At 68.0% G+C, this 23,117-nt stretch carries 27 protein-coding genes and 1 pseudogene; 12 read left to right on the forward strand and 16 right to left on the reverse strand.

The window, feature by feature from the left end; all coding sequences use genetic code 11:
- The coding region (locus tag ACIRPT_RS40365; protein ID WP_403836805.1) for a hypothetical protein at positions 1-443 on the reverse strand (443 nt) is incomplete at its 3' end.
- 480 nt (positions 444-923) lie between these two features.
- Here ACIRPT_RS40365 and ACIRPT_RS40370 point away from each other — a divergent pair.
- The 3 genes from ACIRPT_RS40370 (at position 924) to ACIRPT_RS40380 (ending at position 2,410) form a co-directional block, all read left to right on the forward strand.
- Positions 924-1,355, forward strand: coding sequence for a hypothetical protein (locus ACIRPT_RS40370; protein ID WP_403836807.1), 432 nt, complete (start codon positions 924-926; stop codon positions 1,353-1,355).
- Between the two features lie 43 nt (positions 1,356-1,398).
- Positions 1,399-1,689, forward strand: a complete 291-nt coding sequence (locus tag ACIRPT_RS40375; RefSeq protein ID WP_403836809.1) for a hypothetical protein — start codon at positions 1,399-1,401, stop codon at positions 1,687-1,689.
- A gap of 247 nt (positions 1,690-1,936) precedes the next feature.
- Positions 1,937-2,410, forward strand: a complete 474-nt coding sequence (locus ACIRPT_RS40380) for a hypothetical protein (protein WP_403836811.1) — start codon at positions 1,937-1,939, stop codon at positions 2,408-2,410.
- A gap of 37 nt (positions 2,411-2,447) precedes the next feature.
- On the opposite strand, the gene ACIRPT_RS40385 is transcribed toward ACIRPT_RS40380, so the two are convergent.
- Entirely contained in the window at positions 2,448-3,626 is a 1,179-nt protein-coding gene (locus ACIRPT_RS40385) for a NucA/NucB deoxyribonuclease domain-containing protein (RefSeq protein ID WP_403836813.1), read from the reverse strand.
- Between the two features lie 838 nt (positions 3,627-4,464).
- On the opposite strand from ACIRPT_RS40385, the gene ACIRPT_RS40390 reads away from it, so the two are divergent.
- A complete protein-coding gene (locus ACIRPT_RS40390; RefSeq protein ID WP_403836815.1) occupies positions 4,465-4,971 on the forward strand; it encodes a hypothetical protein in 507 nt (168 codons plus the stop codon).
- 113 nt (positions 4,972-5,084) lie between these two features.
- Here ACIRPT_RS40390 and ACIRPT_RS40395 read toward each other — a convergent pair whose 3' ends face one another.
- Entirely contained in the window at positions 5,085-5,435 is a 351-nt protein-coding gene (locus tag ACIRPT_RS40395) for a DUF4333 domain-containing protein (RefSeq protein ID WP_403836817.1), read from the reverse strand.
- Positions 5,436-5,628: 193 nt separating this feature from the next.
- Between ACIRPT_RS40395 and ACIRPT_RS40400 the strand changes: the two genes are divergently transcribed.
- On the forward strand, positions 5,629-5,775 hold the full coding sequence (locus tag ACIRPT_RS40400; RefSeq protein ID WP_403836819.1) for a hypothetical protein: 147 nt from the start codon (positions 5,629-5,631) through the stop codon (positions 5,773-5,775).
- Positions 5,776-5,817: 42 nt separating this feature from the next.
- Here ACIRPT_RS40400 and ACIRPT_RS40405 read toward each other — a convergent pair whose 3' ends face one another.
- The 4 genes from ACIRPT_RS40405 to ACIRPT_RS40420 all read right to left on the reverse strand — a co-directional run bounded on the left by ACIRPT_RS40405 (position 5,818) and on the right by ACIRPT_RS40420 (position 8,361).
- A complete protein-coding gene (locus tag ACIRPT_RS40405; RefSeq protein WP_403836821.1) occupies positions 5,818-6,051 on the reverse strand; it encodes a hypothetical protein in 234 nt (77 codons plus the stop codon).
- A gap of 355 nt (positions 6,052-6,406) precedes the next feature.
- Positions 6,407-6,766 (reverse strand): uroporphyrinogen-III C-methyltransferase, encoded by a 360-nt coding sequence (locus ACIRPT_RS40410; RefSeq protein ID WP_403836823.1) that lies wholly within the window; start codon positions 6,764-6,766, stop codon positions 6,407-6,409.
- A 445-nt stretch (positions 6,767-7,211) separates the two neighbouring features.
- On the reverse strand, positions 7,212-7,631 hold the full coding sequence (locus tag ACIRPT_RS40415) for a hypothetical protein (RefSeq protein ID WP_403836825.1): 420 nt from the start codon (positions 7,629-7,631) through the stop codon (positions 7,212-7,214).
- 151 nt (positions 7,632-7,782) lie between these two features.
- Positions 7,783-8,361: a hypothetical protein gene (locus tag ACIRPT_RS40420; protein WP_403836827.1), complete on the reverse strand. Its 579-nt coding sequence runs from the start codon at positions 8,359-8,361 to the stop codon at positions 7,783-7,785.
- Between the two features lie 460 nt (positions 8,362-8,821).
- Between ACIRPT_RS40420 and ACIRPT_RS40425 the strand changes: the two genes are divergently transcribed.
- The 3 genes and pseudogenes from ACIRPT_RS40425 to ACIRPT_RS40435 form a co-directional block, all read left to right on the forward strand.
- Positions 8,822-9,313 (forward strand): DUF2975 domain-containing protein, encoded by a 492-nt coding sequence (locus tag ACIRPT_RS40425; protein WP_403836829.1) that lies wholly within the window; start codon positions 8,822-8,824, stop codon positions 9,311-9,313.
- Positions 9,313-9,534 (forward strand): helix-turn-helix domain-containing protein, encoded by a 222-nt coding sequence (locus ACIRPT_RS40430; RefSeq protein WP_403516156.1) that lies wholly within the window; start codon positions 9,313-9,315, stop codon positions 9,532-9,534. Before ACIRPT_RS40425 ends, ACIRPT_RS40430 begins: the two co-directional genes overlap by 1 nt.
- 620 nt (positions 9,535-10,154) lie before the next feature.
- Positions 10,155-10,253: pseudogene (locus ACIRPT_RS40435) on the forward strand (hypothetical protein); the annotation flags it as partial.
- Between the two features lie 36 nt (positions 10,254-10,289).
- Here ACIRPT_RS40435 and ACIRPT_RS40440 read toward each other — a convergent pair.
- From ACIRPT_RS40440 to ACIRPT_RS40450, 3 genes are all read right to left on the reverse strand, one after another.
- Entirely contained in the window at positions 10,290-10,835 is a 546-nt protein-coding gene (locus tag ACIRPT_RS40440) for a hypothetical protein (RefSeq protein ID WP_403836831.1), read from the reverse strand.
- Between the two features lie 8 nt (positions 10,836-10,843).
- Positions 10,844-11,347, reverse strand: coding sequence for a hypothetical protein (locus ACIRPT_RS40445; RefSeq protein ID WP_403836833.1), 504 nt, complete (start codon positions 11,345-11,347; stop codon positions 10,844-10,846).
- A gap of 582 nt (positions 11,348-11,929) precedes the next feature.
- Positions 11,930-12,823, reverse strand: a complete 894-nt coding sequence (locus tag ACIRPT_RS40450; RefSeq protein ID WP_403836835.1) for a LysR family transcriptional regulator — start codon at positions 12,821-12,823, stop codon at positions 11,930-11,932.
- Between the two features lie 102 nt (positions 12,824-12,925).
- Between ACIRPT_RS40450 and ACIRPT_RS40455 the strand changes: the two genes are divergently transcribed.
- Positions 12,926-14,014, forward strand: a complete 1,089-nt coding sequence (locus ACIRPT_RS40455; protein WP_403836837.1) for an alcohol dehydrogenase catalytic domain-containing protein — start codon at positions 12,926-12,928, stop codon at positions 14,012-14,014.
- Between the two features lie 206 nt (positions 14,015-14,220).
- On the opposite strand, the gene ACIRPT_RS40460 is transcribed toward ACIRPT_RS40455, so the two are convergent.
- On the reverse strand, positions 14,221-14,862 hold the full coding sequence (locus ACIRPT_RS40460; protein WP_403836839.1) for a TetR/AcrR family transcriptional regulator: 642 nt from the start codon (positions 14,860-14,862) through the stop codon (positions 14,221-14,223).
- A 96-nt stretch (positions 14,863-14,958) separates the two neighbouring features.
- Between ACIRPT_RS40460 and ACIRPT_RS40465 the strand changes: the two genes are divergently transcribed.
- Positions 14,959-15,678 (forward strand): hypothetical protein, encoded by a 720-nt coding sequence (locus tag ACIRPT_RS40465; protein WP_403836841.1) that lies wholly within the window; start codon positions 14,959-14,961, stop codon positions 15,676-15,678.
- Positions 15,679-15,860: 182 nt separating this feature from the next.
- On the opposite strand, the gene ACIRPT_RS40470 is transcribed toward ACIRPT_RS40465, so the two are convergent.
- The 3 genes from ACIRPT_RS40470 to ACIRPT_RS40480 all read right to left on the reverse strand — a co-directional run bounded on the left by ACIRPT_RS40470 (position 15,861) and on the right by ACIRPT_RS40480 (position 18,968).
- Entirely contained in the window at positions 15,861-16,937 is a 1,077-nt protein-coding gene (locus ACIRPT_RS40470; RefSeq protein ID WP_403836873.1) for a hypothetical protein, read from the reverse strand.
- A 176-nt stretch (positions 16,938-17,113) separates the two neighbouring features.
- Positions 17,114-17,596 (reverse strand): telomere-protecting terminal protein Tpg, encoded by a 483-nt coding sequence (tpg, locus tag ACIRPT_RS40475; RefSeq protein WP_403836843.1) that lies wholly within the window; start codon positions 17,594-17,596, stop codon positions 17,114-17,116.
- 790 nt (positions 17,597-18,386) lie between these two features.
- Positions 18,387-18,968: an alpha/beta fold hydrolase gene (locus ACIRPT_RS40480; RefSeq protein WP_403836845.1), complete on the reverse strand. Its 582-nt coding sequence runs from the start codon at positions 18,966-18,968 to the stop codon at positions 18,387-18,389.
- Between the two features lie 74 nt (positions 18,969-19,042).
- Here ACIRPT_RS40480 and ACIRPT_RS40485 point away from each other — a divergent pair, with 74 nt between their 5' ends.
- Positions 19,043-19,651, forward strand: coding sequence for a TetR/AcrR family transcriptional regulator (locus ACIRPT_RS40485; protein ID WP_403836847.1), 609 nt, complete (start codon positions 19,043-19,045; stop codon positions 19,649-19,651).
- A gap of 299 nt (positions 19,652-19,950) precedes the next feature.
- Here ACIRPT_RS40485 and ACIRPT_RS40490 read toward each other — a convergent pair whose 3' ends face one another.
- Together ACIRPT_RS40490 and ACIRPT_RS40495 are read right to left on the reverse strand one after the other, a co-directional pair.
- Positions 19,951-20,058 (reverse strand): DUF6308 family protein, encoded by a 108-nt coding sequence (locus ACIRPT_RS40490; protein WP_403836875.1) that lies wholly within the window; start codon positions 20,056-20,058, stop codon positions 19,951-19,953.
- Between the two features lie 216 nt (positions 20,059-20,274).
- Positions 20,275-22,647 (reverse strand): tetratricopeptide repeat protein, encoded by a 2,373-nt coding sequence (locus tag ACIRPT_RS40495; RefSeq protein WP_403836849.1) that lies wholly within the window; start codon positions 22,645-22,647, stop codon positions 20,275-20,277.
- Between the two features lie 121 nt (positions 22,648-22,768).
- Between ACIRPT_RS40495 and ACIRPT_RS40500 the strand changes: the two genes are divergently transcribed.
- Positions 22,769-22,966: a hypothetical protein gene (locus ACIRPT_RS40500; RefSeq protein ID WP_403836851.1), complete on the forward strand. Its 198-nt coding sequence runs from the start codon at positions 22,769-22,771 to the stop codon at positions 22,964-22,966.
- Positions 22,967-23,117: the final 151 nt, after the last annotated feature.

The raw sequence follows: 23,117 nt of genomic DNA on the forward strand, positions 1-23,117 counted from the left end.
CGGTAGATGTCGCAATCCCCACCGAGCCAGAAGGCCCTCACCTCGTTCAAGCACCCAGCGCGCGTGTCACCAACGTGCCGGGACAGCACATCTAGGCGTTCGTACAGCGCGCGGACCAGGCGGGCCCGGTTCTGGCAGCACCGCACGGAATCCTGCAGTGGGACCGACAGACGCCAGTCGGCTTCCCCGAGGATCGCTTCGACCAGTGCCCGCTGGAGGCTTCCCGCGGGGAGTGTGATCGCCCGTAGTCGGATGTCCGCGGCAACGAGGTTGGCGTGTCCGGTCAGCTGAAGCGCGATCTTTTCGCAGTCGTACGGCTGAAGGAGGTTGCCCGATTCTGTCCACGCCAGAACTGCCGTGACCAGCCTCTCGTGCGGCTCCCGATCAAGTGGCAGGTCCGCTTCGATCCGGCCGTCGCAGTCGTACAGTACGGCGTGGGTCATGAGGCCGTCGCCTTCTCGTGTTCGACGCGGTCCGAGGCGGGCACGTCGGGGGCTGAGCGGAGGGTCAGGTGCCCTGGGCGATGATCGGCGCAGGGCCGGTGAGTTCCATATCGCCGCCGGGACGCACCCGGATGAGCAGCCGACCGCCTGGGCGTCCACGGTGTAGTCGACCGAGGCGTGGGGTTGCGCGTCGCGTGTCAGCAGGGCGGCGACGGCGGCGCAGGCGCCGGTCTGGGCAGGGACGTGGACCTGGCGGATGTCGGCGCGGGTCGCGAGGGCGAGAGGGCCGGGGCGGCAGTAGCCGGCATCGACCAGGTAGCGCGCCAGGACGCGCGCCGTTGCCGCACATCGCGCCAAGGGAGCCGTCGGCGTTGCGGTAGTCCATGAACCGCTCGGCCGGTCCGACATCTCTGCGGCCTCGGGGGTGGCGGTGCAGCGGACCGCGCGCAGGACGCCGTCGGCGCCGAGGCCGGAGCGTCGGTGGCACAGGCCTATGACGTCGTCGGCGGCCAGAGCGAAGCCAAACTGCCCGCCCCGCCCGAGATCGCCGCACGTCTGAGCATCGCCACCGGTGACCTGTGCGTCAGGACCCGGTACGTTGCCGCGCGGATGGCGCATATCGGCATCACCGTCACGCAGGTGGTGGAGGTGCCGCGCCCCGTCCAGCTCGACCGCGCCCAGGCGCAATTGCTGGCCGGCGCCACCGTGGGGTCGCTGGCCACCGTGATCGCCCGGACCCACTACGACACGGACGGCCGGCCGGTAGAGACCGCGGACATCATCGCCCCAGCCGGTGGGACATCGCCTACACCGTCCCCGCAGCGCCGGAACCGCACAACCGCTGACGCACCGCCGCGCAGCAGCGGCGTCCCGATCTTGCCTTGTGACACCAGGGGCGCACCGCAAGCATGAACGGCACAAGGCCAGTTGGCCGCCAAAGGGGAGGATTTTCGACATGCCCGCACCGCGCCAGGACCTAGTCCGCCGACTCGCCGACCTCGTGGGGTCACCCGAACTGAGCGGGGTGATCGGCCTGGCCGGCGTCATCATCCCGGTCATCGCCTGGGTCAACGAGCGCGCCAACACGAAGGCCCTCCTGATGGCCGAGACCGTCATCGTGCTGGCCCTGACGGCGAATCATCTGTGGCTGAGGAGCCGGTTCATCACCCTGCGCCCGGCCACTAATCTCAAAGGCATGGACGACGCCGTTACGACCTGGTCCGTGCCCAGCTGGAGAGCGAGCTGATCTCCGACTACGGCGAGATCGCCGACGGGCTGCAGCGTTTACTTCAAGGGCGTCGAGCGCTGGGCGGCAGGTTCGAGTCCGTCTGGGGGCACGGCACCGACTCCGCCCCCATGCTGCTCCAGGGGTATGAGGCCATCACCTGCCCGATGCTGGATGCCGGCTCCTGGGACAGCGACCGCACCGCCCAGGGAGTCGACGCCCTGTAGCGCTGACGGCGATGAAATCGCGAACTATCGAAGGACAAGAGATGACGGAACCGCTGCGCGCCCAAAGCTTCATGACGAGGGTCGAGCACAGCATCTTCATGCTGCGGGACATGGAAAGCTACGACTCCGAGCCGCCGGAGGGGGTCGGCATCGCATACCTTCCGGTGGCCCGGGGGGCGGTGTATGTGGCTTCCACCATCCAAGACCACGAAACGGAGGCGGTCGTCCAGGTGTGGCCAGGGGTTCCGCCGATGCGCAAGGAAGGCGAACTGCTTGGCCAAGTCGCCCTGTCTTCGGTGTCTGGACGAGTTTCGGTCCACGCTCTGATGGGCGGCCCTGAGAGAAAATCGGTGGAGCTGGATGGTGCGGGCCTGTACGGGGTGAGGGTGTACCGGTTCGGTGGCGGTCCCGCTGCGCAGGCGAGGCGGGCTGCGGTGGTGGAGCGGATTGGTGACGGTGAGGATGTGGAGATGCCGACCGATCTGGAGTCCTACGTGATTGAGATGTGGCGCTGAAGACACGCGAAGGGGCGCCGCCGTCTTGTGCGGGGCCTTAGGCGATGTTCACGTAGTACTGGTCGAAGTGCAGGATGCGGTCGCTGTTGTACCAGCCGGCCAGCGATCCGCCCGCCGACCGGTTCTGCAGGGAGTTGAGGTACTGGACGGAGAAGTTGCCGTCTCCGAGCCCCGCGCCCTCCCAGGTTGAGGCGAAGGGGTACTCGTCACAGTCCTCGCCGTCCACCTTCTCCAGGTCGGCGCAGGCCGCGTCCTTGGCCTTCTGGTTGTCCTTGTACGCCTGCGCGGCGTTGGCGTCCCACTCCGGGTAGAGAGGCATCAGCCGCTTACCGGAGGCGATGGAGCCAGGGATCGTTTTGCCGTCCTGCTTGGGCCAGGTCGCGGCGGGGTTGGTCTGTGCGGTGTAGATGTGCTGGGCAACCGCGCCGTGTGCGGTGGAGGAACGGGAGTAGTGCATCACCGGTACCACCCGGTCGAAAATCGCTCCAGAGGCTGACGCGCCGAGGTAGCTGGCGGAGTCGTGGCGGACTCCGGTGGCGGCGACTTTGATGTCACCCTCGCTTTCGGGGACCTCGTTGACGAGGTGGGTGCTGGCTTGCAGGCCGCAGCGGGAGACGCCGTCACGGCTGTAACCCTGTGCGCGGGTGGACGTGATGGTGGTGGTAGCGGTCCTGTTTGTGGCCCATTCCTGCCTGGTGAGGTAGAGCTTGTTCTCGCCACCAATGGAGCAGGCGGGGTTGGATCCGTCGGAGCCGTTGTATCCGCTGGTCAGCCAGTAGATGCCGAATTTCGGAGAGGTGCTCGGCGTGCCTTCGATGAACTTGTAGTTGCGGATGGCGGCGGTCATCGTGTTGGTGCGGCTGCCTTCAGCTCCGGTGCCGGCGATGACGATGTCGAAGGTGGAACGGGCGAAGACATGACCGTCCTTGATCCAGAAGTGCCCCGACTTCTGGATGGCGCAGAAGTTGTAGTGGTCGATAACCGCGGAGTCTTCTTGATTGCCCAATTCCGCTTGGCAGGATGCGATGGTGACCTTAGTTCCGGCCGCGAGTGCGCTGTGGCGCTTAGCGTAGGTCTGGTTTGAGCTGTAGGTTTTCGCATTGCGCGCCGCCCAGTCCTCACCCTTTTCGGCAAGAGGGTCCGGGCCGCCGTTGAGGGAGCGCTTGTTCTCGTGCTTGGCCTGCCAGACAGCGAAGTCGTCACCGAGCTTCGGCATGTCTTTGATGTCTGATACCTGATGCACTGGGATGCCCGTTGGTGCGTTCTGGCCGTTGTCAGCGGCTACAGCAGCACTGGGCATAGCTAACAGCGCGAGCCCGGACAGGCCCGCGAGCAGACGTCTCTTTATGGATCCCCGTTCCCTTGAATGTCGCGCCAGACGGATAATCACATAAAGCCTTTGGGTGAACAATGGAATTTATTCGGATGCATTGGCTTGAATTTTCCGGTTAATCAGACAGGAGCTCCGAGGCTCGTTCAGAGAAACCCACACAGCCGATGCCGGGAGGTCGGGCCGGGCCGCTCGCTCGGGTTATTCAATCGCCGCAGCCGCACCATCGCGGTGGAGAAATGGCCCAGGCGAGGTCAGCGGCATGAACGGGGCTCCGAATGTCATCGGTGAACAGCACGCCATTTCAGTGGCGGCGGCCAGAGCGCGGATCAATGCCTCGAGCACCGCGTCACCGTCGCCGATGATCAGCGACGCGCGAGCGTTACTGGCGACAGGGGCGAACGGATGAGCGCCATTTCGGCCGCGACAGATGCCGGCCGTCGGGCCCACCCAGACGTCAACGTGCCACGCAATGTCTCCGGCGGCGCGAACCGCCGAACTGGTCGCGGCCCGCGCGCCGGAGGAGCAGGCCCGGCGCCAGGCCGTGCGGGTCCTGACGAGCCAGGCATTATTGCGACGTCGCCCTCGCTGCCGCCAGCTGGGCTCCCGCCGCTCGAGTCCTGCTGGTCGTCTCGCCTCGGCTGCGAACCGGGCGCCCGGGCCAGCCGCAACTGGATCTGCCCGATCTCTATCAACAGCCCTGTGTCTGTAGGAGATTGGTCGGATGGGGTATCGCATATCAGGCCGGTCTTGGCCCACGATCACCGTCTACCACCGCTGCGACGGCGACCGGCTCCTCGCCGCCTCACTGTTCCGTCACACGGAGTGGGACGTGACCAAGGTGAAGCTGCCCAGGAGCGTGGATGGACTCGAGTCCGTCCTCAAAGCGCTGCGCGCCGGGAAGGGGTTCCGGGTCGACGTTCCCGATCCGCCGTACACCCCGGGGCAGCTCGTACTGAAACGGAACAGGAACAGAGGCGTGGTGGTCGAAGGGTCACGCTCACCGGGAGCATCGAACCACATCATCGACCTGGTGGTAGGGGCGCTCAGTCGCCACGAAAAGGTCGCCGAACAGAAGAGCCTAGAAGCTGCTCGAGCGCGCCAGGCCCAACGCGGACAGCGCGCCGAATCCGCCCGGGAGAATCCCCGAAGGGTGGACGACCGGGACCGGTCGGTGAGCTTGCGGACGGTCTCCGGAGGACTGCCCACCCTGGGGCGACGCTCGCGATAGCTTCCCACCGAGCTGGGGCTGGGCCTATAGGTGGTCCACCCACTGCCGTCAACAGGAGCCCGGGATGGCCCCGATGCCACGCCTGCGGTCCTGCTCGCCCGCTCTGCCGTTCCTCAGCCCAGTGACAGGTCGCCCTGATCGCCCTTGATCTTCACCTTGACCCAGGCATGGCCGCTGAGGTGGCCGTCGCCGACGCCATCGACCTTGCACTCGAACTCGCGGCCCGTCTCGACGGGGATGGAAGCGGGGCAGGTGACATCGTCGATGGTCGGGGGCTTGGCGAAGTCGGCGGAGTTGACGTTGTTGAGCACGGCCCGCGCCAGCGCGTCCTGATCCAGGACGCGCTGCGGCTGCACGGCAGGACTCCCGGCCAGCAGCATGATGGTGAAAGTGAGCGCACAACAGGCGATCACGGCCAGGGAGAGCGCGATGACGGTACGGGCGAAGCTGCGTTGATCAGTCACGCGGACAGTCCTATCCGGCTGTCCGTGCTCATACAACCCCCTGTGGTGACATGAAGCCGCCTCGCGGTTTCTGCGGAGTGCTCCCGCACCACTGCCTGCCCGGCCGGAGAGGAGCATCTCCCACGCCGCGCACGACTCGCTCGGCGGCGCCGTTAAGACCGCGGCCCCGCTCCCGCTCGAGCAGGCGGCACCGATGCTGGCCGCGGCACGGGACTCCTTCACGGACGGTTTCCAGACGGCTGCGAGCGTCAGCGCCGGGCTGTTCTTCGCGGCGGCCCTCACCGTGTGGTTCATGCTCCGCGGCCAGAAACTGGAGGACTCCGCACCCGAGTGCCCGTAACGACGTACAGAGCGCGCCGCCTACCGCCAGAGAATCTCCGACTCACGTCACTAGGGACCAGCAGCGGGCGTCGGACGCAAGATGAATCTTTGTGGTCAGTCCTCCGCGGGACAGGCCGATGGCATGGTCGTGCAGCTCGCCCGCCGGGACCCTTTTACGGCCCCGGCGGCGTGCTGGTGTGCACGCACGATCGTCGAACCCACGGTCCTCGACGGCGTCGGCCTGGGCCAGCAGCGCGGTGAACACCCGCTCCATGGTGCCGTCCAAGGCCCACATCCGCGGCTGATTGTGGATGCCTCTCCAGTTGCCGTCTTTCTTCGACAGGTGCACACCCACTGCGCTCGGGTCTTGAACTTGAAGGCGATCGCGTCGATCACCTGCTGGTGATCCCGCCAGCGGCCACCCGCTTCGGTGTCCGGTCCGGAAGCAACGGCTCGATTCGCGCCCACTGCGCGTCAGTCGACGGCACACTCAGACCAACGATCAGATGATCCGGACTAATCGGCCTAGCCGTCGGGGTGGACAGGTCTATTTGATGGGCTGGAAAGGGTTGTTGTTCTGGTAGGCGTATGGTCCCGGCCAGGCCGAAGCGCGGGAGCGCGCTGCGTGTGCGCGCTCCCACGGTCTCAGGTCACGAACTCAGGCAGGGCTCCGGCTGTGCCACCACGTTCGGCACCTTGAGCCCAGCAGTGGGGCCAATGACGAATACTGCGGGTGGTGTGACGTCATGAGTACGGCAGTCCTCGGCGAGGTCGGCCAGAGTGGACGTCAGCACTCGCTGGAGGCGGGTGGCGGCATCCTGGATGACGAGTGTGGGGGTGGTCGCATCCCGGCCTGCGCGCATCAACAACTCCGTGGTCCTGGCAACATGGGTGACTCCCATGAGGATCACCAGTGTGCCTTTGCGCTGCCCCAGTGCGGACCAGTCCACGAGACTGCGCTCCTGATCCGGTGTCAGGTGACCTGACACGATGGTCACTTCCTGGGTCATGCCCCGGTACGTCACGGGAACCCCGGCCAGTTCCGGTGCGGCAAGGATATCCCGCAATCTCGGCCTCAAGGGCGTGGTTCTCACCGCCACCGGCCCGGGTCCCGGCGGCAGCACTCAACTAGGCATCAGTTATGCCGCGTTCGCCTCCGCCTACGGTGGCGACTACGCAGGTCGCCTCCAGCTGATGCGACTGCCAGCCTGCGCACTGACCACACCGAACAAGGCAGAATGCCGGCATCTGAGCCCGCAGCGGAACTCCGCGCAACCGACCGCCTTGAGCCGAGCCGCCACTACGTGTACGTAGCCTCCGGCCTGGGAGCCAACCACTCATCCATGGTCGTCCAGCATCAGGCTCCGGCCCTGACCACTCTCTCGGCGGTGTGAACCTGGCCCGCGGATTCGTGCGATCCACTCGGTGGTCCGGTCGAGCGGGGGTTCTTGCCCATCATGCCCCGCCCTGCCGGGCTCCTGCATGCGGGACTTGCTCCCCGTTGCTGCGCACGCGCAAGCTGCGCGGCGATGCGCTGGCGATCGAGACCGACCCGGCCGTGCTTCTGGTCGTCGCGGCGCTGGAGTGATGGCTGGCCGGGGCCGAGAACAAGGCCACAGCCGTCACGAGCGGCTGATCACCCCAGGCCAGGACCATCGCGTCTGCTGGACACCCGGATACCCGGGGTGCCGTCGGGCGGCGGGTGAAAGAGTGCAAGCGATCGACCTCGGTGATTCCGGCCCGGTCGTACATGCCGTTGGCGGCGGTGCGGTCGCGCTCGGGGTCGCCGGCCGGGGCGTCGTCGTCGACGCAGAGGATCGCCGCGCAGGCGCCGAGCCCGGTGAGCAGGTCCAGAGCGGAGCCCAGGAGTGCCAAGCCGAGGCCCCTCCCGCGAGCGGCGGGGACCACGCTGATCCACCACCGCACGCCGGCCCCACTTCAAAATGTGGCTTCGCGCCGGCGTTCCGTGCAGGCGTGAGGACGAAGGCACCCTCGGCAGGTCAGCCGGATCGACCGGCCTTCGAGGTCAGGACAGTCCGGACCAAGCCTTGTCGACCAGGGCCGCAATCCGCTCCGGGCTACTGTGGATATCGCCCGTGACACTGCGGATCTGGACGGTCAGGCCCTCCCCCGTACGCTGGCAGGACTCGACGGTCACCGTCTCCGGGCCGGGCCTCTTCCCCGCCGTCGTCGACTGGTTGTGCACCAAGCAGGCGACCTCGCCCACCGTGACCACTTCACGCGCGGGCTTCGCCAGCCCCAGCTGTGCGGCGTTCTGATACGGGGTGAACGGGCGCGGGCTGACAGCACGCACCACGGTGAGCACGAAGATCTCGGACAGGCCGGCGTTCGCATAGGTCGCTACCGCGGCCGGGGCTCCGCCATACGCCTTGGACAGCAGCCGGGTGCTCTTCACGTCGACGTCGGCGATGCGCCGCGCGATCTGGTCCGCGTTGGTGGCATGGGTGCTACGCGCGGCTCTCGAGAATCGCTGATATGGCCCCAGCGACGCCGGGACGGCCGCCTCACCGGAGACCCGGCGGGAACCGCTCCCGCCCACGGGCCCCTTGCCGTCCGAGGAGACCAGCCAGCACGCCCCCACCACCGCTGCCCCACACAGCAGACCAGCCAGGCCGGCGGACCATGACCGTGACCAGCGACCACGTGGCCGGACGGAAGGTCTGGCGCCGTCAGGAGACTGGGGCAAGGGAGCCTCGTTCGGACTCTCGGGTATGGCGAAATCATTGGTCATGGCCGTCATCGTGCCTCGGTGGTGCCCGATTGGGGCCCATTTCCACAAGACGTGGGGTGTGGGGTGATGGGATTACTCGGGCGGACCTGCAAAATCAGCGCTGGACAGCGCACCGCTGGGGCGAACACTTCCCCTACAGCACGCCGATCAAGACGTTCCCCTCCCCAGCCACCGGCGTCTTCGAAGTAGCCCCGGGGGGGGGGGCGGCGTCCCGCCGCGGTGCGAACCCGCCGCCCCCGCCCTCCGTCCCAGCCCTTGCTTCGCCTATCGAAACTCGATAGATTCTCATCGTAACTCGATGGAAGGATGGGTCGTGGGAAAGCTGACAGTGCGTGCGCTGCGCGCCGTGCTCGTGGCCGTGTTCGCCGGCACCGTGTTCGTACAGGCAGGGTTGGCGTGGGCGTTGGTCAGCGGGAGCGACCCGGAGGACGGGTCGCTCCCGCTGACCCCGCTGCGCTTGATCACGATCCTGGGCATGGTGTCAGTCCAGGTCGCCTTGGTCTGCGTATGGCGGCTGGTGGCGATGGTGCGACGTGGAACCGTGTTCTCTCATGCCGCCTTCCGGTACGTGGACATCGTGATCGGCGCGATCGTGGCGGTCGCCCTCCTGTGGTTTGCGGTCACGGCCCTCAACGCCCCGGGGCAGCGTGCCGACCCGGGAGTCACCGTCATCATGGGCGGGATTGGCTTGGCCATCCTGGGGGTCGCGCTCATCGTGCTCGTGCTACGGATGCTGCTCGCCCAGGCCGTCGCGCGCGACATCGAAGCGGTGCAGTTGCAGGCCGAGTTGGACGAGGTGATCTGATGCCGATCGCCGTCGACATCGACGTGATGCTGGCCAGGCGGAAGATGTCTGTGGGCGAGCTCGCGGACCGTGTAGGGATCACGCCCGCCAACCTGGCGGTACTCAAGAACGGCCGCGCCAAGGCGGTGCGCTTCGCGACGCTCGCCGCGCTCTGCGAGGTGCTCAAGTGCCAGCCGGGCGACCTGCTGCGCTGGCAGGCCGAGGACGCCGCGGATGGATGACGTGCCCCAGGGCAGGCGGGAACACGCCTGACATCACCGGCACGTGGGCCGCATGGACGGGGATCGTCGATCACCCGCATCACCGTCTCGACCCCGTTGGGTAGATTCCGGTTGACCTGCACCGCACCGTCCGGGTCGACGATCGCGACCTGCGAACGTGACCTCCCCACCGCAAACCCGCGTCCTTCCAGTGCGAAGAGCGGGAGTTCGTCGTTGGGCGGACAGCCAGCGCTTCGCCGTAGTTGCCTGACACCCGATTCATGACGATCTGCCAGTTCGACGGGGTTCTGAGAACGTGACTGGCACGGGCTTCCAAGATCATCGATTTCTCGACGCCCGCGATCCGAGTGGAAGACCGTGCCTGCCGACGCATCATCGCCGATCCCGCCTGTTGGCTATGTACGCGAGTTGTGGTTCTGGCTCAGCTTCCGTGCAGCGGCCACTGTGAGTGACAACTGAACGTCCTGGGACAGCTTCGGAAGTCGCCCGAGATCAGCCGTCGCCGCTGTGGTTGGGCTGAGAGTCCGTGCCGTGGATGAGTTCGTGCTCCGGCTGAAGGAGCTGTTGTTCCCGTCGATCGTGACGTCGCGGTGCTGTCGGTACACGTGAATATCGAGATAGTGCGCGTTGACGCGCAGTGCACGGCGGTCGGTGCCTCCTGTTCGGGGTGCGGGACCTGGTCGACTCGAGGGCATAGCTCCTACCTGCGGTTTCCTGCTGACGCACCGAGTGCCGGACGAAGAGTCTTGCTCCGGTTACGAGTTCGGCGGTTCCGCTGTTGCAACACCATGTGCACCCGGCGGACCTTCGTGGAACGCCTGGGTCTGGCGGGGGCGCAGGTAGCCGTCGTAGAGGGTGTAGGAGACGGTCTGGGTGCCGCCTTCCGGGTTGAGGGTTCGGATGGCGGTGGTAGCCGGTTTGCCGTCTTCGACGTAGTAGTTGAACTGGTAGCTCGGCAGCAGTGAGGTGGCCCGGCGGTCCGGCAGCCACACCATGGAGGCGCGGCCGAGGGCGTCGTAGGTCAAGGTGGTGCGCTTGGCGTTGGTGTCGACGGTGGCGGTGGGCAGGCCGCGCAGCGGGTCGAGTTCGGTCGTCGTGGTCTGGGCTGTCGTGGCGTCCTTGGCGTCGGCCGGCGGTGTGGTGGTGACGGTCTTGGTCGGAATGCCGGTGGCGGGGGTGTAGGCCGTGGTGGTGATGCGGCCGTCGGTTCGGGTGGCCCGGGTGGGTGCGCTGTCGCCGATGGCGGTGACGTTTACCGTGAGGTCGGTAACCTTCAGCGGGCGTCCGTAGCCGTCGCCCACTCGAATGCTCAGGATTGCGTTGGCTTGGTGCAGAGGAAGCACCCCTCCCAGTACGGGAGCGCGCTGAGGACCCGATGCTGCAAACATGAGGCGGTCGCACCTTCGCCCGGCCCGGGGAAGTCTCCGACGAGGTGGGTGCCGTCGGCCGGTACGAAGGATTCGACCATGGCTTTGAACTGGTACAGGTAGTCACGGGCGAAGGGAGGGTCGTAGCCCAGCTCGCGCCAGCGGTGGCGTCTCAACGCGAGTGCGGTGGCGCGCAGCACGAAGTCTTTCGACCGGGTGTGTTCCTGCGGGGTTGCGCCCCATGCGATGTCTTGCAGGTTGAACCCGACAGCGCCTCGACCCATCACGTTCTGGTCCTGCAATGTCAGGAGGGCTGCGAAGCGGTAGTCCCACGCGTCGTCGGCTAGATCGGACACCGCCAGCATCAGCACGTCGATGAACGCCTGCGTGCCGCCGTTGGACAGGTACAGACTCTGTTCTCCGCCACCGCCGAATACGTTCCCCACTGAGCCATGGTAGGTCGCCTGCGTGCTCTGGAGCTGCGGTTTTAACGGGATGGGCGCTCATCTCTCCCCGCCTGTGACCCTACAGCGGGGGCCGAATGGTCCGCGGGCGCCAGGTGTCGTGCGCGTCCCATCCCGGGTATCGCACTCGTCAACTCTGCTGTTCATGTCCGCCAGGTGAAGCGCTCAGTGACAGCGGGGTGCCGGCCCTGGGAGGTGGAGGCCAGACCTGAAATCGTACGTGTGCCTGTATTGCCTCCTGGTCTGCCTTGCCTGCGAGTCATCGGGACGTGCCTCCGGCTGGAGCTCGATCGCGTGCGCCGGCGGATGGGCGAGCTCGAGCAAGGGGAGGCCACCGGCAAAGAGCCTTAGCGCGGCCTGCGGTGCCGCCGGAGTGGATGCTGCGGATGGATGTCGGGGCCGGCCCGCCGCCACGGCTTCGGCATGGACGTTCTGGCCGCCTACCGGCGGCAGGGAAAGGGCAGGGGTGAGCGCCAGGTGACCATCGTGCGCGAGCACGTGCCGGCCGGCCGCTCTTTGCTCCCCCTGGCCGATCTGCGTTGAGGCCACTGGCTGAGGCACGTATCAGGCGGTCGAGGTGATTGCTCGGGTGACGGCCGTGATCGCCGGGGCTGGGCGGCCGGGGAGTCTCGCCACGAGAACCCGGCGGATCTCGGGGGGTGCGCCTTCGACGTGCAGCAGGCTCACCCCGGGCGGCAGCACCGGCGAGAGCCGCGAGGGCACCGTTGTCACCCCGAAGCCGCCGGCGACCAGCTGAAGCTTCGTCAGCCAGTCGCGCGCGCGGTGGACGATGTCCGGCCGTCCGGGCAGGCCGGGCCAGACACCGAGCAGTGGTTCGGCGTTCGACGTCGGGGTGGCGATCCACGGAGCGTCGACCAGTTCGTCGACGTGCACCGCGGTGCGGCCGGCGAACTCTCCGGTCGAAGGCACCGCCACGACCAGTTCGGTGTCCGCGACGGTCTCGACGTGCAGGCGCGGTGACTCGCCGTCCACAGGCCGGTGGGGCGGGCGGGACGTCAGTAGGGCGAGGTCGATCGAGCCCGCGCGCAGTGCCCGGATCAGGGAGGGCGTGGTGCCCTCGGTAGTTCTGATCGTGATCTGCGGGTCGGTCGCCGCCAGGCGGGTGAGCGAGGGAGGCAGGATGGCCGCGCCCGCGCTCAGGAACAGTCCGAGCCGTACCGGTTCGGTCCGTGGGACGGTGCCGGTGAGGTCGCGCTCGGCCGCCGTCAGGCAGTCCAGGATCGTGCGGGCGTGGCGCAACAGAGTCAGACCCGCGGGGGTGAGCCGCACCCCGTCGGGGCGGCGTTCGAACAGGGCGGTGCCCACGCTTCGTTCGAGGGAAGCGGCCTGGCGTGAGACCGCTGACTGGGTGTAGCCGAGCCGGGTGGCTGCTGCGGTGAAGCTGCCGGACTCGGCGATCTGTCGCAGGACCCGCAGGCCGGTGCTGGAGATGTCCATGCGGCATACGCATACCAGGGATGCGTGATCGTCGCTTCCCGCATGCCTGTCGGGTTCCTAGTGTCGATCGCGACGAACACGGACGAACACGGAGGTCATCACGTGCGAGCAGCAGTTCTGACGCAGTTCGGTGCACCGCTGACGGTGCGGGAGGTGCCCGATCCCGAGGCCGGCGGCGGCGAGGTGGTGGTCGAGGTCCTCGCCGCCTGCGTGGCGCCCTACGCGGCCGAGGTCTTCAGCGGTGAGCGGAACTATCCCCTGGTCCCTCCCGTCGTGCCCGGGATCGGCGGCGTGGGACGGGTCGTCCACGTGGGCCCGGACGCCACCCGGCTGCGCCCCGGTGACGTGGTGTGGTGCGACTCGACGGTGCGCTCGCGGGACGACGCCCTGACGCCCGACATCACGCTGCAGGGCTGGAGCTCCCGCGGTGAGGGCGGCGCGCGCCTCGCCCGGTACCTGCACGACGGATCGTTCGCCGAGTTCATGCGGGTCCCGACGGAGAACGTCTTCCCGCTGCCCGCAGCGGCGGGGGACGACCCGGCCCGCTGGGCCGCGCTCGGCGTGCATGTCATCCCTTACGGCGGGCTGCTGGCCGGTGGGCTCGCAGCCGGTGAGACGTTGCTCGTCAGCGGGGCCACCGGCAACCTCGGCAGCAGTGCGGTCGCACTCGCGCTCGCCATGGGGGCGGGCCGCGTGGTCGCCCCGGGCCGCAATCGGGCCGCGCTCGCCCGCCTCGCCGACCGGTTCGGTCCGCGTCTGCGCCCGGTCCCGCTCACCGGGGACGAGGCCGGCGACCGGGCGGCGATGTCCGCGGCGGCCGACGGCCCGATCGACATGGTGATCGACCTGCTGCCGCCGAGCGCACCCAGTTCGGCAGCGCGCACGGCAGCCATGACCGTGCGCGAATACGGTCGCGTCGTTCTCATGGGCGGCGTCGGCATGCTCGGTGGCGACGACCTCGCACTCCCGTACCCATGGATCATGCGCAACTCGATCACCGTGCGCGGCCAGTGGATGTATCCGCGTTCAGCGAACGTCGGCATCATCCGGCTGATCGCCTCGGGCACCTTGGACCTCGCCCCCGAACGGGTCCGGTCGTTCGGCCTCGACGCCGTCAACGACGCCGTCACGTACGCCGCCTCACATGGTGGCCCGTTCGACCGCACCGCACTCACCCCACCGACTCGCTGACCAGACCGAGTGATCTCCACATGCCGGCGCGACGGCCCACCACCCCCCTCACGCGCGCAGGCCGCCGTGATTTTGACTGCTTCCCGTGAACAACATGAGCCTCAACATCACCAACTGCTGCCCGAACGGACGAACAAACGCTGCCATGAGCCATGAACGAAGCCACGGGGAGGGTAGCGGCCGGGCCGACTGCGAGATCGCGCTCCTCACGTGGGGCTGTCGTCGTCCTTCGTGAGGGTCTCGAAGGCCGTGCACAGGAGCCTGATGCTCCGGTGGAACTTCTCGTCCTGACCCATCCGGGGCATCTGCTCCATGATGAGGGGGAACTGCGCACGCAGGGCGGCATAGGTCTCTGCGGTGACAGTCGGCGCCCGGGGCTCGGTCTGCTCCTGGAGCACGAAGCCCGTGACGTGGCTGAGGAGGGTGTCGGCCGCGATGCCGCAGTGCTCGGCGGGGACGCCGGCGTCGAGAAGGGTCCCCAGGAGGCGCTCCATCAGGGACAGGCCGCCGGTGCTCAGCGTCCTGGGGCTGTCGGCCAGCAGCAGTACGCCGCCCGGGTGCTGATGGAGGCTTAGGCGCAGTTGTGCGGCCTGAACCTCGATCTCTTCCCGCCAGGTCGCCTCGGGTGGCAGGGCTGCCAGGGCGGCGCTCGCGGCGTCGTAGGCATGTTGGCAGACACGGTCGGCCATCAGTGCAAGCAGTTCGTCCTTGCTGCGCACGTGGTAGTAGAGGCTGCCCGCGTGGACGTCGAGCCGCTCGGCCACTTGGCGCATGGACAGGCCGTGGTATCCGGTTTCGGCGAACGTGGCCATGCCGGCGTCGACGATCCGCTCCTTGGTGAGCTTCATGGGGTCACCGTAGCAACTTTTCAAACACTGTTTGAAAAGTCGTGCTAGCCTCACGGCGACCGATTTCGAACACTGTGGGAAGAAGGTTCGGGGGAAATGGACGGACTGCTGTTCAACGCGACCACAGCCGCGTTGATGGTGATGATGATCAATAGTGGGCTCGGCGCGGTGGGACGCGACTCGCTGCGCGGACGGTCTGTCCCGTGGGTCGCGGTCGGCCTGACCGTGCTGGCGGTGGCCGGTGTCCTCCTCCAGCTGTGCTGGGCGGGGGCGATGGCCGCCCTCGACGACGATCCCGCCAAGACCGGCTGGTGGCGGGTGTTCACCTCGGTCTTCATGCAGAACGGCGGCGTCGCCGGCGCGATCTGGAACATCGCCACCCTTGCCTTCGTGGCAGCGCTCGCGCAATGGCTTTGGGGCGGCCGGCTGACGGCGCTCCTCGTCGTCGCCGGCATCCTCCTGCCGGAGCGGATCGACACCCTGCTCGGCCTGGGCGGCGGCCCCAGCACCGACCCCCGCAACTTCGCGGGCAGTTCCGGCGCCACCTACTTCCTGGGGGCGACCCTGGCCGCGGCCCTCCTGACGCGCACCCGGATCAAAAAGCAGCAGGTCCTGGCGGCCTGCGTCCCGACGCTCGGGCTGCTGATGTGGTGCACACAGGACAACGGCCACGGCCTCGTCGCCGTATACGGCTTCACGCTCGGAACCCTCATCTGGGCGGTACTGCGCTGGATGCCACGCTCAGGGACGCCACAGGCAGCGGTGGCGCTCCGGCCCCGCAGCGCCCGCCAAGTCAAGCGCCCATCCGCCAAATGAAGCGCTCAGTCACACCTGTGCCGAAGCACGGTGGTCGTCACTGGCAGAGCCGGATGACGTGGCACATGGGACCGGTCAAAGCAGCCTGGTTGTCACCGGTAAGGCAAGCGGCTTGCCACACGCCCTGATTCGGCAGCACTTCTGTCCCCGGCTACGGGAGGGTGCGTGACAGGCCCGACAGTTCATTGGATCAGGTCGGTGTGTGGATGTTCGGGGGAGGTCGGGCAGACGTAGATCTGCATGTTGTCCGTGCTGCCCACTTCTACCCTCGTCGGCTGCGAGGGATCCTGGCCCGCGTAGCAGGAGCCGGCGAGGGCGGCGGCCTGGTCTTCCTGCGGCGCCCAGCTGTGGCCTTCACCGCCGTCCCACTCCCAGGAAGCGATCGTCAGTAGCGGGACCATCTGCATCTCGCACACAGTGCAGTACCGGGGGTTCGGGTCGGTCCGGCCCCAAGGGGGCCAGCCGCCGACCTTCCAGCCGGGTGCGTTGCCCAGATGAATGGAATAGAAGTCGCGCGGATACTCCGCGTAGGAGCTGTCCACGTCGGCGCTGGCTGCCTGCCACCTTTTCCAGTCCTCCAGCATCCGCTGCAGCTCCGGGCTCAGATCCAGGCTGTTGGGGTACTCGGTGATCGCTTCTGGCGCCAGCACGCACGGCTCTGGCACGTAACCCGGATAGTCCGCCTCATACGGTTTTGGTGGTGTGACGAGGATGTCGCCGACCTCCGCGGCCGACCGCCACAACAGTGCGGTCGACGGCTTGTAACTCGGTTCGTGCTCGTACGGGCACCAGAGAATCTGAAGCAGATCGGCTGGCCCGGGAGGCCTCAACAGAGGTATGTCACGCAGGAACAACTGAGCCACGGGCAACATCGGGACCGCGCATTCGGCGGGCCAGGGAGGGCCGGCGTCGAGTCGTTCAGCGAGCCACGCGGCATTGCGTTCCTTGAGCGCCTCCTCCTCGGGCGTGAACGCGGGAGGTCGGCCATCAGGGCGCCACCGGGACTGCAAGCGTCTCTGGAGCCGCACTTCGGTCGGCGACTGGCGGAATCCAGTGTCCACGTGCAGGTGCGCATCTTCGCAGTGCGGCCACGGCTCCCCTGCCGGCCACAGCAACGGCCCTCCGACCGAGCTGTCCCTGACCGAAGGTGACCCCGGACGCGGATGCAGCCGGATGGCAGGTCGCGCCAACGGAGCCAGCTCGGGAAAGATCGCAGTCACCTCGACAGGCCGCGGCGGAGTAGTACGTACGAAACCGATGCCGGTGATCCTGCCACCAGCCACCGACAGTCCCTGCCGCCTCAACCGGCGTCAGCGCTCAGCCGACTACAACCCACACCGACCCGGCCACGGTGACAACAAGCCAGCCTGCCTATGTGACAACCATCGTGCCTCGGCTCACCCCTGGTTGTCGGTGGCCCAGCCCTTCCCCTTATTCAGAAGCCCAGGTCCCCAGAGTCGATGTCGTTGATGGCAACGTCCGAAAGTCCCACAGCGCGGCCTCCGCCATCCTGGAAATACCCTTCTTTGAACCCTTCGGCGATGACTTCGCGCATCTGCCGGTCACCGGCACCGGCTTCACGGCCGTCGAACAGACGCTGCGCGTACGACGCGGGGAGGTGGACGGCCAGCCGTCGGAACCAGCCGTCGTCGGTGGTGCCGATGGGCGCGGTGCAGCCGAACCGGGCCCTCGTCTCCACTGTGATGCCGGTACTGGTGACTGCCTGCCTCCGGCGGCACTTGCTCACCTGCAGCTGCCGGCAGGCCCGAACGGCCGTGTGGATCCCGTCCCCGATGTCCTCCGGCGGCTTCTTGCGTTCGCCCGTGCGGTAGCGCTCCACGGACCGCTGGCCGACGCCGATCCCCCAGGCGAGCGCCTTGGTCGTCCTGAGCTGCTTGACCGCGAAGTTGACGCGCACCTGCAGGCCCTCGGCCGGCTCGCGGTGAACGTCTCCCGGTCGGCGCGTTCAAGGAAGTCGTGCATGCCCCTCACGGCCCACTCGCCTTCGTCCATGACGGCGTCGCCACCCTTGATGTGGCATACGAGATGGAAACCCTTCCCATCAGGTCGACCACCCAGACCATCTCCTGGACGCCCCCAGCTCGGCCAAGCCCGCCGTCAGTCCAAGGCGCAACCCGCCCCGCCGCGGCCCGCCGCAGGCAGCGCAGCGCAGCAAGTCCAGCGGCAAGGCCCCCGAAGAAGGCGGACGACGCAGTCGAACAGCACAGCCAGCAGAACAGACCCGTCATCCAGGCCACGTCGACCGGCTTGCGATGCATGTTGCCCCAGGCCTTGCCGATGACAGCCGCGCGGACGCCCAGGAGCCCGGTCGGACGCTGAAGGCCCGGCCACCTCTCGCCATCCTTAGTCGAGGCGCGCCTGTCGGCGTTCGCGGAGTTTGCCCACGCCTCCCTTAACGGTCGCCGTGATCGCCACGAGGACGACCGCCAGGACCGTCGTGTGGGCCTTCGCGTGGCCGGGTTGCCCAACGGCCAGGCCCGCAATGGCTATGTTCAGGAGAAGTGACAGCGGTTGTTCGCCGGTTCGGGCAGCACCTGGTGTTGCGGGCTCGTCGAAGTGTTCAGAGCTTCGGGCATCGCATAGCCGCCGACGTGAGTACCTCCCGGACGACAGCACCTAACGGGCCGTTGTCCGGGAGGTGGGCAAGGGGGCTCCTGGTCCTCAGGCAGAGGAGGCGTCTGGGCCGGTCAGCCCGCCAGCAGCTCGGTGATCAGGCGGACAGCCTCCGGTACCTCGACGTGGTCGTCGGGGGTGGCCCCGAAGTGCGCTCCGGTGGGTGTCACCACCGCGGTCGCGTGGAGGCCGTCGATCAGCAGCTTGACGTGCTCGGTCGGGTCCGGCTGGTTGACCGGGTCGTCCATGGCCTGGAGCACTCGGAAGTGCCGTGCCGAGCGGCGGATCCGCTCCCAGTCGAAGCCACCCTCGAAGAACTCGGCGAGCTCGTCGTACCCGACCTCGTGCGCCGAGGTCGCTACCAGCAGCACGCCCGCGAACACCCCTCCGGTCTTTGGGTCGTGCTGCTCCAGGAACCGCAGGACGTTCACGCCGCCGATGCTGTGCCCGACCAGCACGGTCGACTCGGCGGGGCCGGCGTCCAGGACGGCCTTGCCGTAGGTCTTGCGCCAGGGCTCCAGCTGCGGGGCAGCGGTCTGCGGCAGCCGCGGCACGGTGACCCGGTGCCCGTCGGCCGCCAGCCGCTCGGTCAGGTACGGGAACCAGACACTGTCGTCGCTCGAGCCGTAGCCGTGCGACACCACGATCTCGCTCATGATCGATCCACTCCCCTAAATCAAAACGATCCGTCGCGTTTTGTTTAACCCTAGCACGCTGCTACCGTGGCTGCGTGCCCAGTGGAGAGACATCAAGCCGCCGAACCGGCGGCAGGATCCGCAGCCAGGACGCCCACGACGCCGTCCTCGCCGCCGCGATCGAACTCATCGAGGAGCTCGGCTACCAGGCCGTCACCATCGAACGTGTCGCGGCCCGCTCCGACGTAGCCAAGAGCACCATCTACCGCTGGTGGAAGTCGAAGGCGGCCCTCGTCATGGACGCCTACCGCACGGCCGTCGAGCAGCGCATGCCCGAACCCGACACCGGCTCGCTCACCGGCGACCTGACCGCCTTCGCCTCCGCCCTGTACGGCGTCTCCGCGCACCCGGTTCGGGTCCGGGCACTGCGCGGGCTGATGGCAGAGGCACAGCTCGACCCCGCCTTCGCCGAACCCTTCCGGGAATGGGTGCAAAGCCGGCGGGCCGTCGTGCTCACCTTGCTCGCCAGGGGCGTGCAACGCGGCGAACTCCCGCCCTCCGCCGACCTGGACGCCGCCACCGACCAGTTCTTCGGAATGTTCTGGTACCGCCTGCTGGTCGGCCACAATCCGCTCGAACCCGCCCAGGCCGCAGGCCACATCGACCAGCTGCTGCACGGACTCCGTACGAGAGACGTGGAATAGGTCATCAGCGGCTGCCCGGCGGTGCTGTCACTTCTCGTGACCATCGAACAGGGCAGCTGCTGGGCGCCTCCCGAAGCGTCGAACAACCACTGCCGGAACTCGTGAACAGAACCGGACGTCGGACTCCAATGGGCAACAACCTGACATTGCACCGCTTCAGGGGGCTCAGCTCCGATGGGATCACTGCCAGACGCAGCCCGGCTCCTTGTGATCAGCGCGATGCCGCATCCACACGACCACATCCCGTCCTCAGAGGACACTGACCGACTCAGGAAGCGCAGCAGTCTGCCGCAACGTCGTCAGCTCGCGGTGGAGAGCGTAGTCGTCGGCGCGGGCAGCAGCCGAGGACGTTTTCGGGCCAGGAGCTTTCCAGCGGTGACCCAGCTGGCTCCCCGCTGGTTGCACAGGAGGTCCCAGGCCTGCTGTGCCGGCGAGCCGGGGCCAGATCGGCTGCGTCAACGTCAGCCATGTCCACGCCCGCGGGAATCGCACCCAGCAAATCGGACAGGCGCGCGCCGAACGCCCCCTACGCCATCTCGACGGCCGAGCTGACCTGGGCCGGCTGTCAGAAGGAGCGGAACACCACCAGTTGCGACTGTGTCGCCGCCGCTGTAAGACGGCCGCTACGGCGTGCCTGGTGATCCGTGTTGGACGAGGGGAGCGTATTCCGACGGTTGCCATGGGGGTGTCGGTGTGCCGTCCGGGTCCAGCCCATACGGCCACAGTGTTTCGAGTATTTCGTCGGTGCTGCCGTGGTCGACGGCCTGCCGGAGGAGGCGCTGCGCCCCTTCCCTGTCCCCGGCCTCCTCCCGCATCATGACCAGGCGGTAGGGGGGTTCGGTGTCGTGATGGTCGGCGGCTTTCAGGGCAAGGGTCTCGGCACCTACCCGATCCCCTGCCGCCTCCCGCATCATCGCCAGGTGGAACAGGGCGGCAGCCTTGCCGTGGTCGGCGGCCTGCCGAACGAAGCGCTCCGCTCCTTCCTCGTCCCCGGCCTCGTCCCGCATCACGGCCAAGCGGTACAGGGCGTCGGGCCTGCCGTGGGCAGAGGCCTCCTGGGCCTGGATCTCGGCGTCTTCCCGATCTCCGGCCGCCTCCCGCACGATCGCCAGGTGGTACAGGGCGATGGCACTGCCCTGGTCGGCAGCCTTCCGGAGGAGGTGTTCCGCCCTCCCAGCCTCTTTCCGTCCCAAAGCCAAGAGGACCAGGGCGCCGGTGCTGCCGTGGCCGACGGCTTCCTGGGCCAGGGTCTCGGCGCCCTCCCGATCCCCGGCGTACTCTCGCATCAGCGCCAGGCGGTACAAGGCGTCGATGCTGCCGCCGTCGGTGGCCTGCCGAAGCAGGGGTTGCGCCCCTTCCCTGTCCCCGGCCTCGTCCCGCATCAAGGCCAAGTCGTGCAGGGCGTCGATGTTGCCGTGGTCGGCGGCCTGCCAGAGGAGGCGTTCCGCCTTTTCCCGGTCCCCGTCCTTCTTCCGCAGGTCGGCCAGGAGGCGCAGGGCGTCGGTGCTGCCGTGGTCAGCGGCACGGTGGCTGAGGACGTGGGCCCATTGCAGGCGGTGGCGGGTCCAGGCTGCCCTGGAGAGGTTGTGCAAGTCGTCGGGGTGGGTGAGGCAGGTATGGGCGGCGTGCCAGAAGGAGTCCGGCGGACACAGTCGTCTTCGGGTGGTGCGGCCGTGTTGTTCGAGGTAGTCGGCGAGCCGAAACACCGGCCCCGCAGGCGCTGAGGCAGGGGTGTCGGCAACGATGGAGGGGATGGACGGGCGCCGTGTGGCTCGGGGGGTTGTGCGGCGCAGGGGTGCCTGTTTGCCGTGGACGAGTTGAGCGAGGGTGGCGAATGCCTGTTCCGCCCAGTCGTCGGTGAGCTGGTCGTAGTCGGTGTCGGTGAGGTAGTCGGTAGCGGCGTCGATGAGGAAGGCTTGCGGGAGGTGGAGGCCGACGCCGAGGCGGCGTGCGTCCATCGCCGCTTCCAGCAGTGCTTTGGCGGCTGGGCTTGCGTGCTGGAAGCGGTTGAGGAGTTCGGGGGCGCCGGCCAGGTCCTGGGTGATGCGTCCGTCGGTGCTGGCCCGGGTGAGGGCGTCAGCCAGCAATCGGTCACCGTCCTCGGCGACGGCGGTTGCGGCGGCCAGGGCCCGGACGTCGAAGGCGTCTGGGACGGTCAGGGTGTGTCCGGAGAAGAGTTCCCGCACCCGGCTGTGTGGATCTTCCTCATTCGGCGCGGGCAGGGCTGTGTACTGGTGCACGTATTCGGGCCAGAGCGTGCCCAGTACAAGGACCGGCCCGCGCCCCGGGCAGACGAGCAGGTGGTGCACGGCCGCCGCGATCCGCTCACCGGCCGCCCGGTCGCCTAGGTAGTGCTGGGCCTCGTTCAGCCACACCACCGTGCGGGGCTGAACCCGGTGCAGGTGCTCCAGCGCGGCCTCCACGCGGGTCGGATCGAACGGATGCCACAGCCGCCATCCCTTCTCCGCGAGCGGCTGCACGGCCTCCCAACAGGCCCGAGTCTTCCCCGTCGACGAGGTACCCACCAGGGTCACGATCCCGCTGCAGCCGGCCGCAGCGTCCCGCACCGCATCAGCCAGTACCCGGTCGTGGTCACGGAACACATATCCGGGCAAGGCCCGGGTCCCGGACGCGCCGGACCCGGAGGCGGTCTGTCCCGGCCCCGCGGGGTGGACTTCCAGATCATGCGGCTCCCACTCCGCGATCAGCCTGCCGGGTCCCGACCTTCCGCCACCCCGCCCCCGCCCCCGCCGCATCCCGCTGTAGGGCCAACAGCTCCTCGACCGGAAGGTTTTCAGTGCGCGGGCCAGCGCCGCCACCGTCTCTCTCGAGGACACAGGCTTCCTGAGCGAGAGCGCCTCCGACACGGTCGTGCGCCCCAGCTCCGCCCGGGCGGCGAGCTGCGTCTGGTTCAGCCGGGCCTGCGCCAGCCCGTCGTTAAGTCTCCTGCGTAGTTCGGTGAGTGCCGGATTGTCGCCGTTCTGCTCGTCGTGCACGTGTTCGCCCCCGGACCTGATGTGTTCGCCGCTGTCCATCTTCGTCCGGGCGAACCACGGCGCACACCTCATCCGCGACCTTCGACCACGTCAACACCCCACCGTGTAAAGGGAGTCTGTCGTGGCCATCGCCATCGTCCTGCTGACCACCGCAACCGTCATCGTCGTCGGGCTGCTCGCCGCGGCCGGCGCGGGCAAGCTCGCCCGCATGGACGGCGCCACCTACCCCGCCGCCCTCACCCGCGCCGCCACCACCTTCGCCGCAGTCATCACCTTCGCCGCCACCGTGACCGCAGCCCTCGCCGCCCTGCTCGCCTAGTCACCGGCACTCACGTCTCTGCCTGATGCTGTCACCTGCCCAGTGCGCGCATCACACGAACGCGTGGTAGCCGGCGTCGAACGCCTCTGCCTCCCGAAGGCTGCGGCACCCTCGTCCAGGGCATGCGACAGAGCTGGACGATCGACGGAGG

Source organism: Streptomyces sp. NPDC101227 (genome assembly GCF_044767545.1).
In the GTDB taxonomy this organism is placed as follows: Bacteria; Actinomycetota; Actinomycetes; order Streptomycetales; family Streptomycetaceae; genus Streptomyces.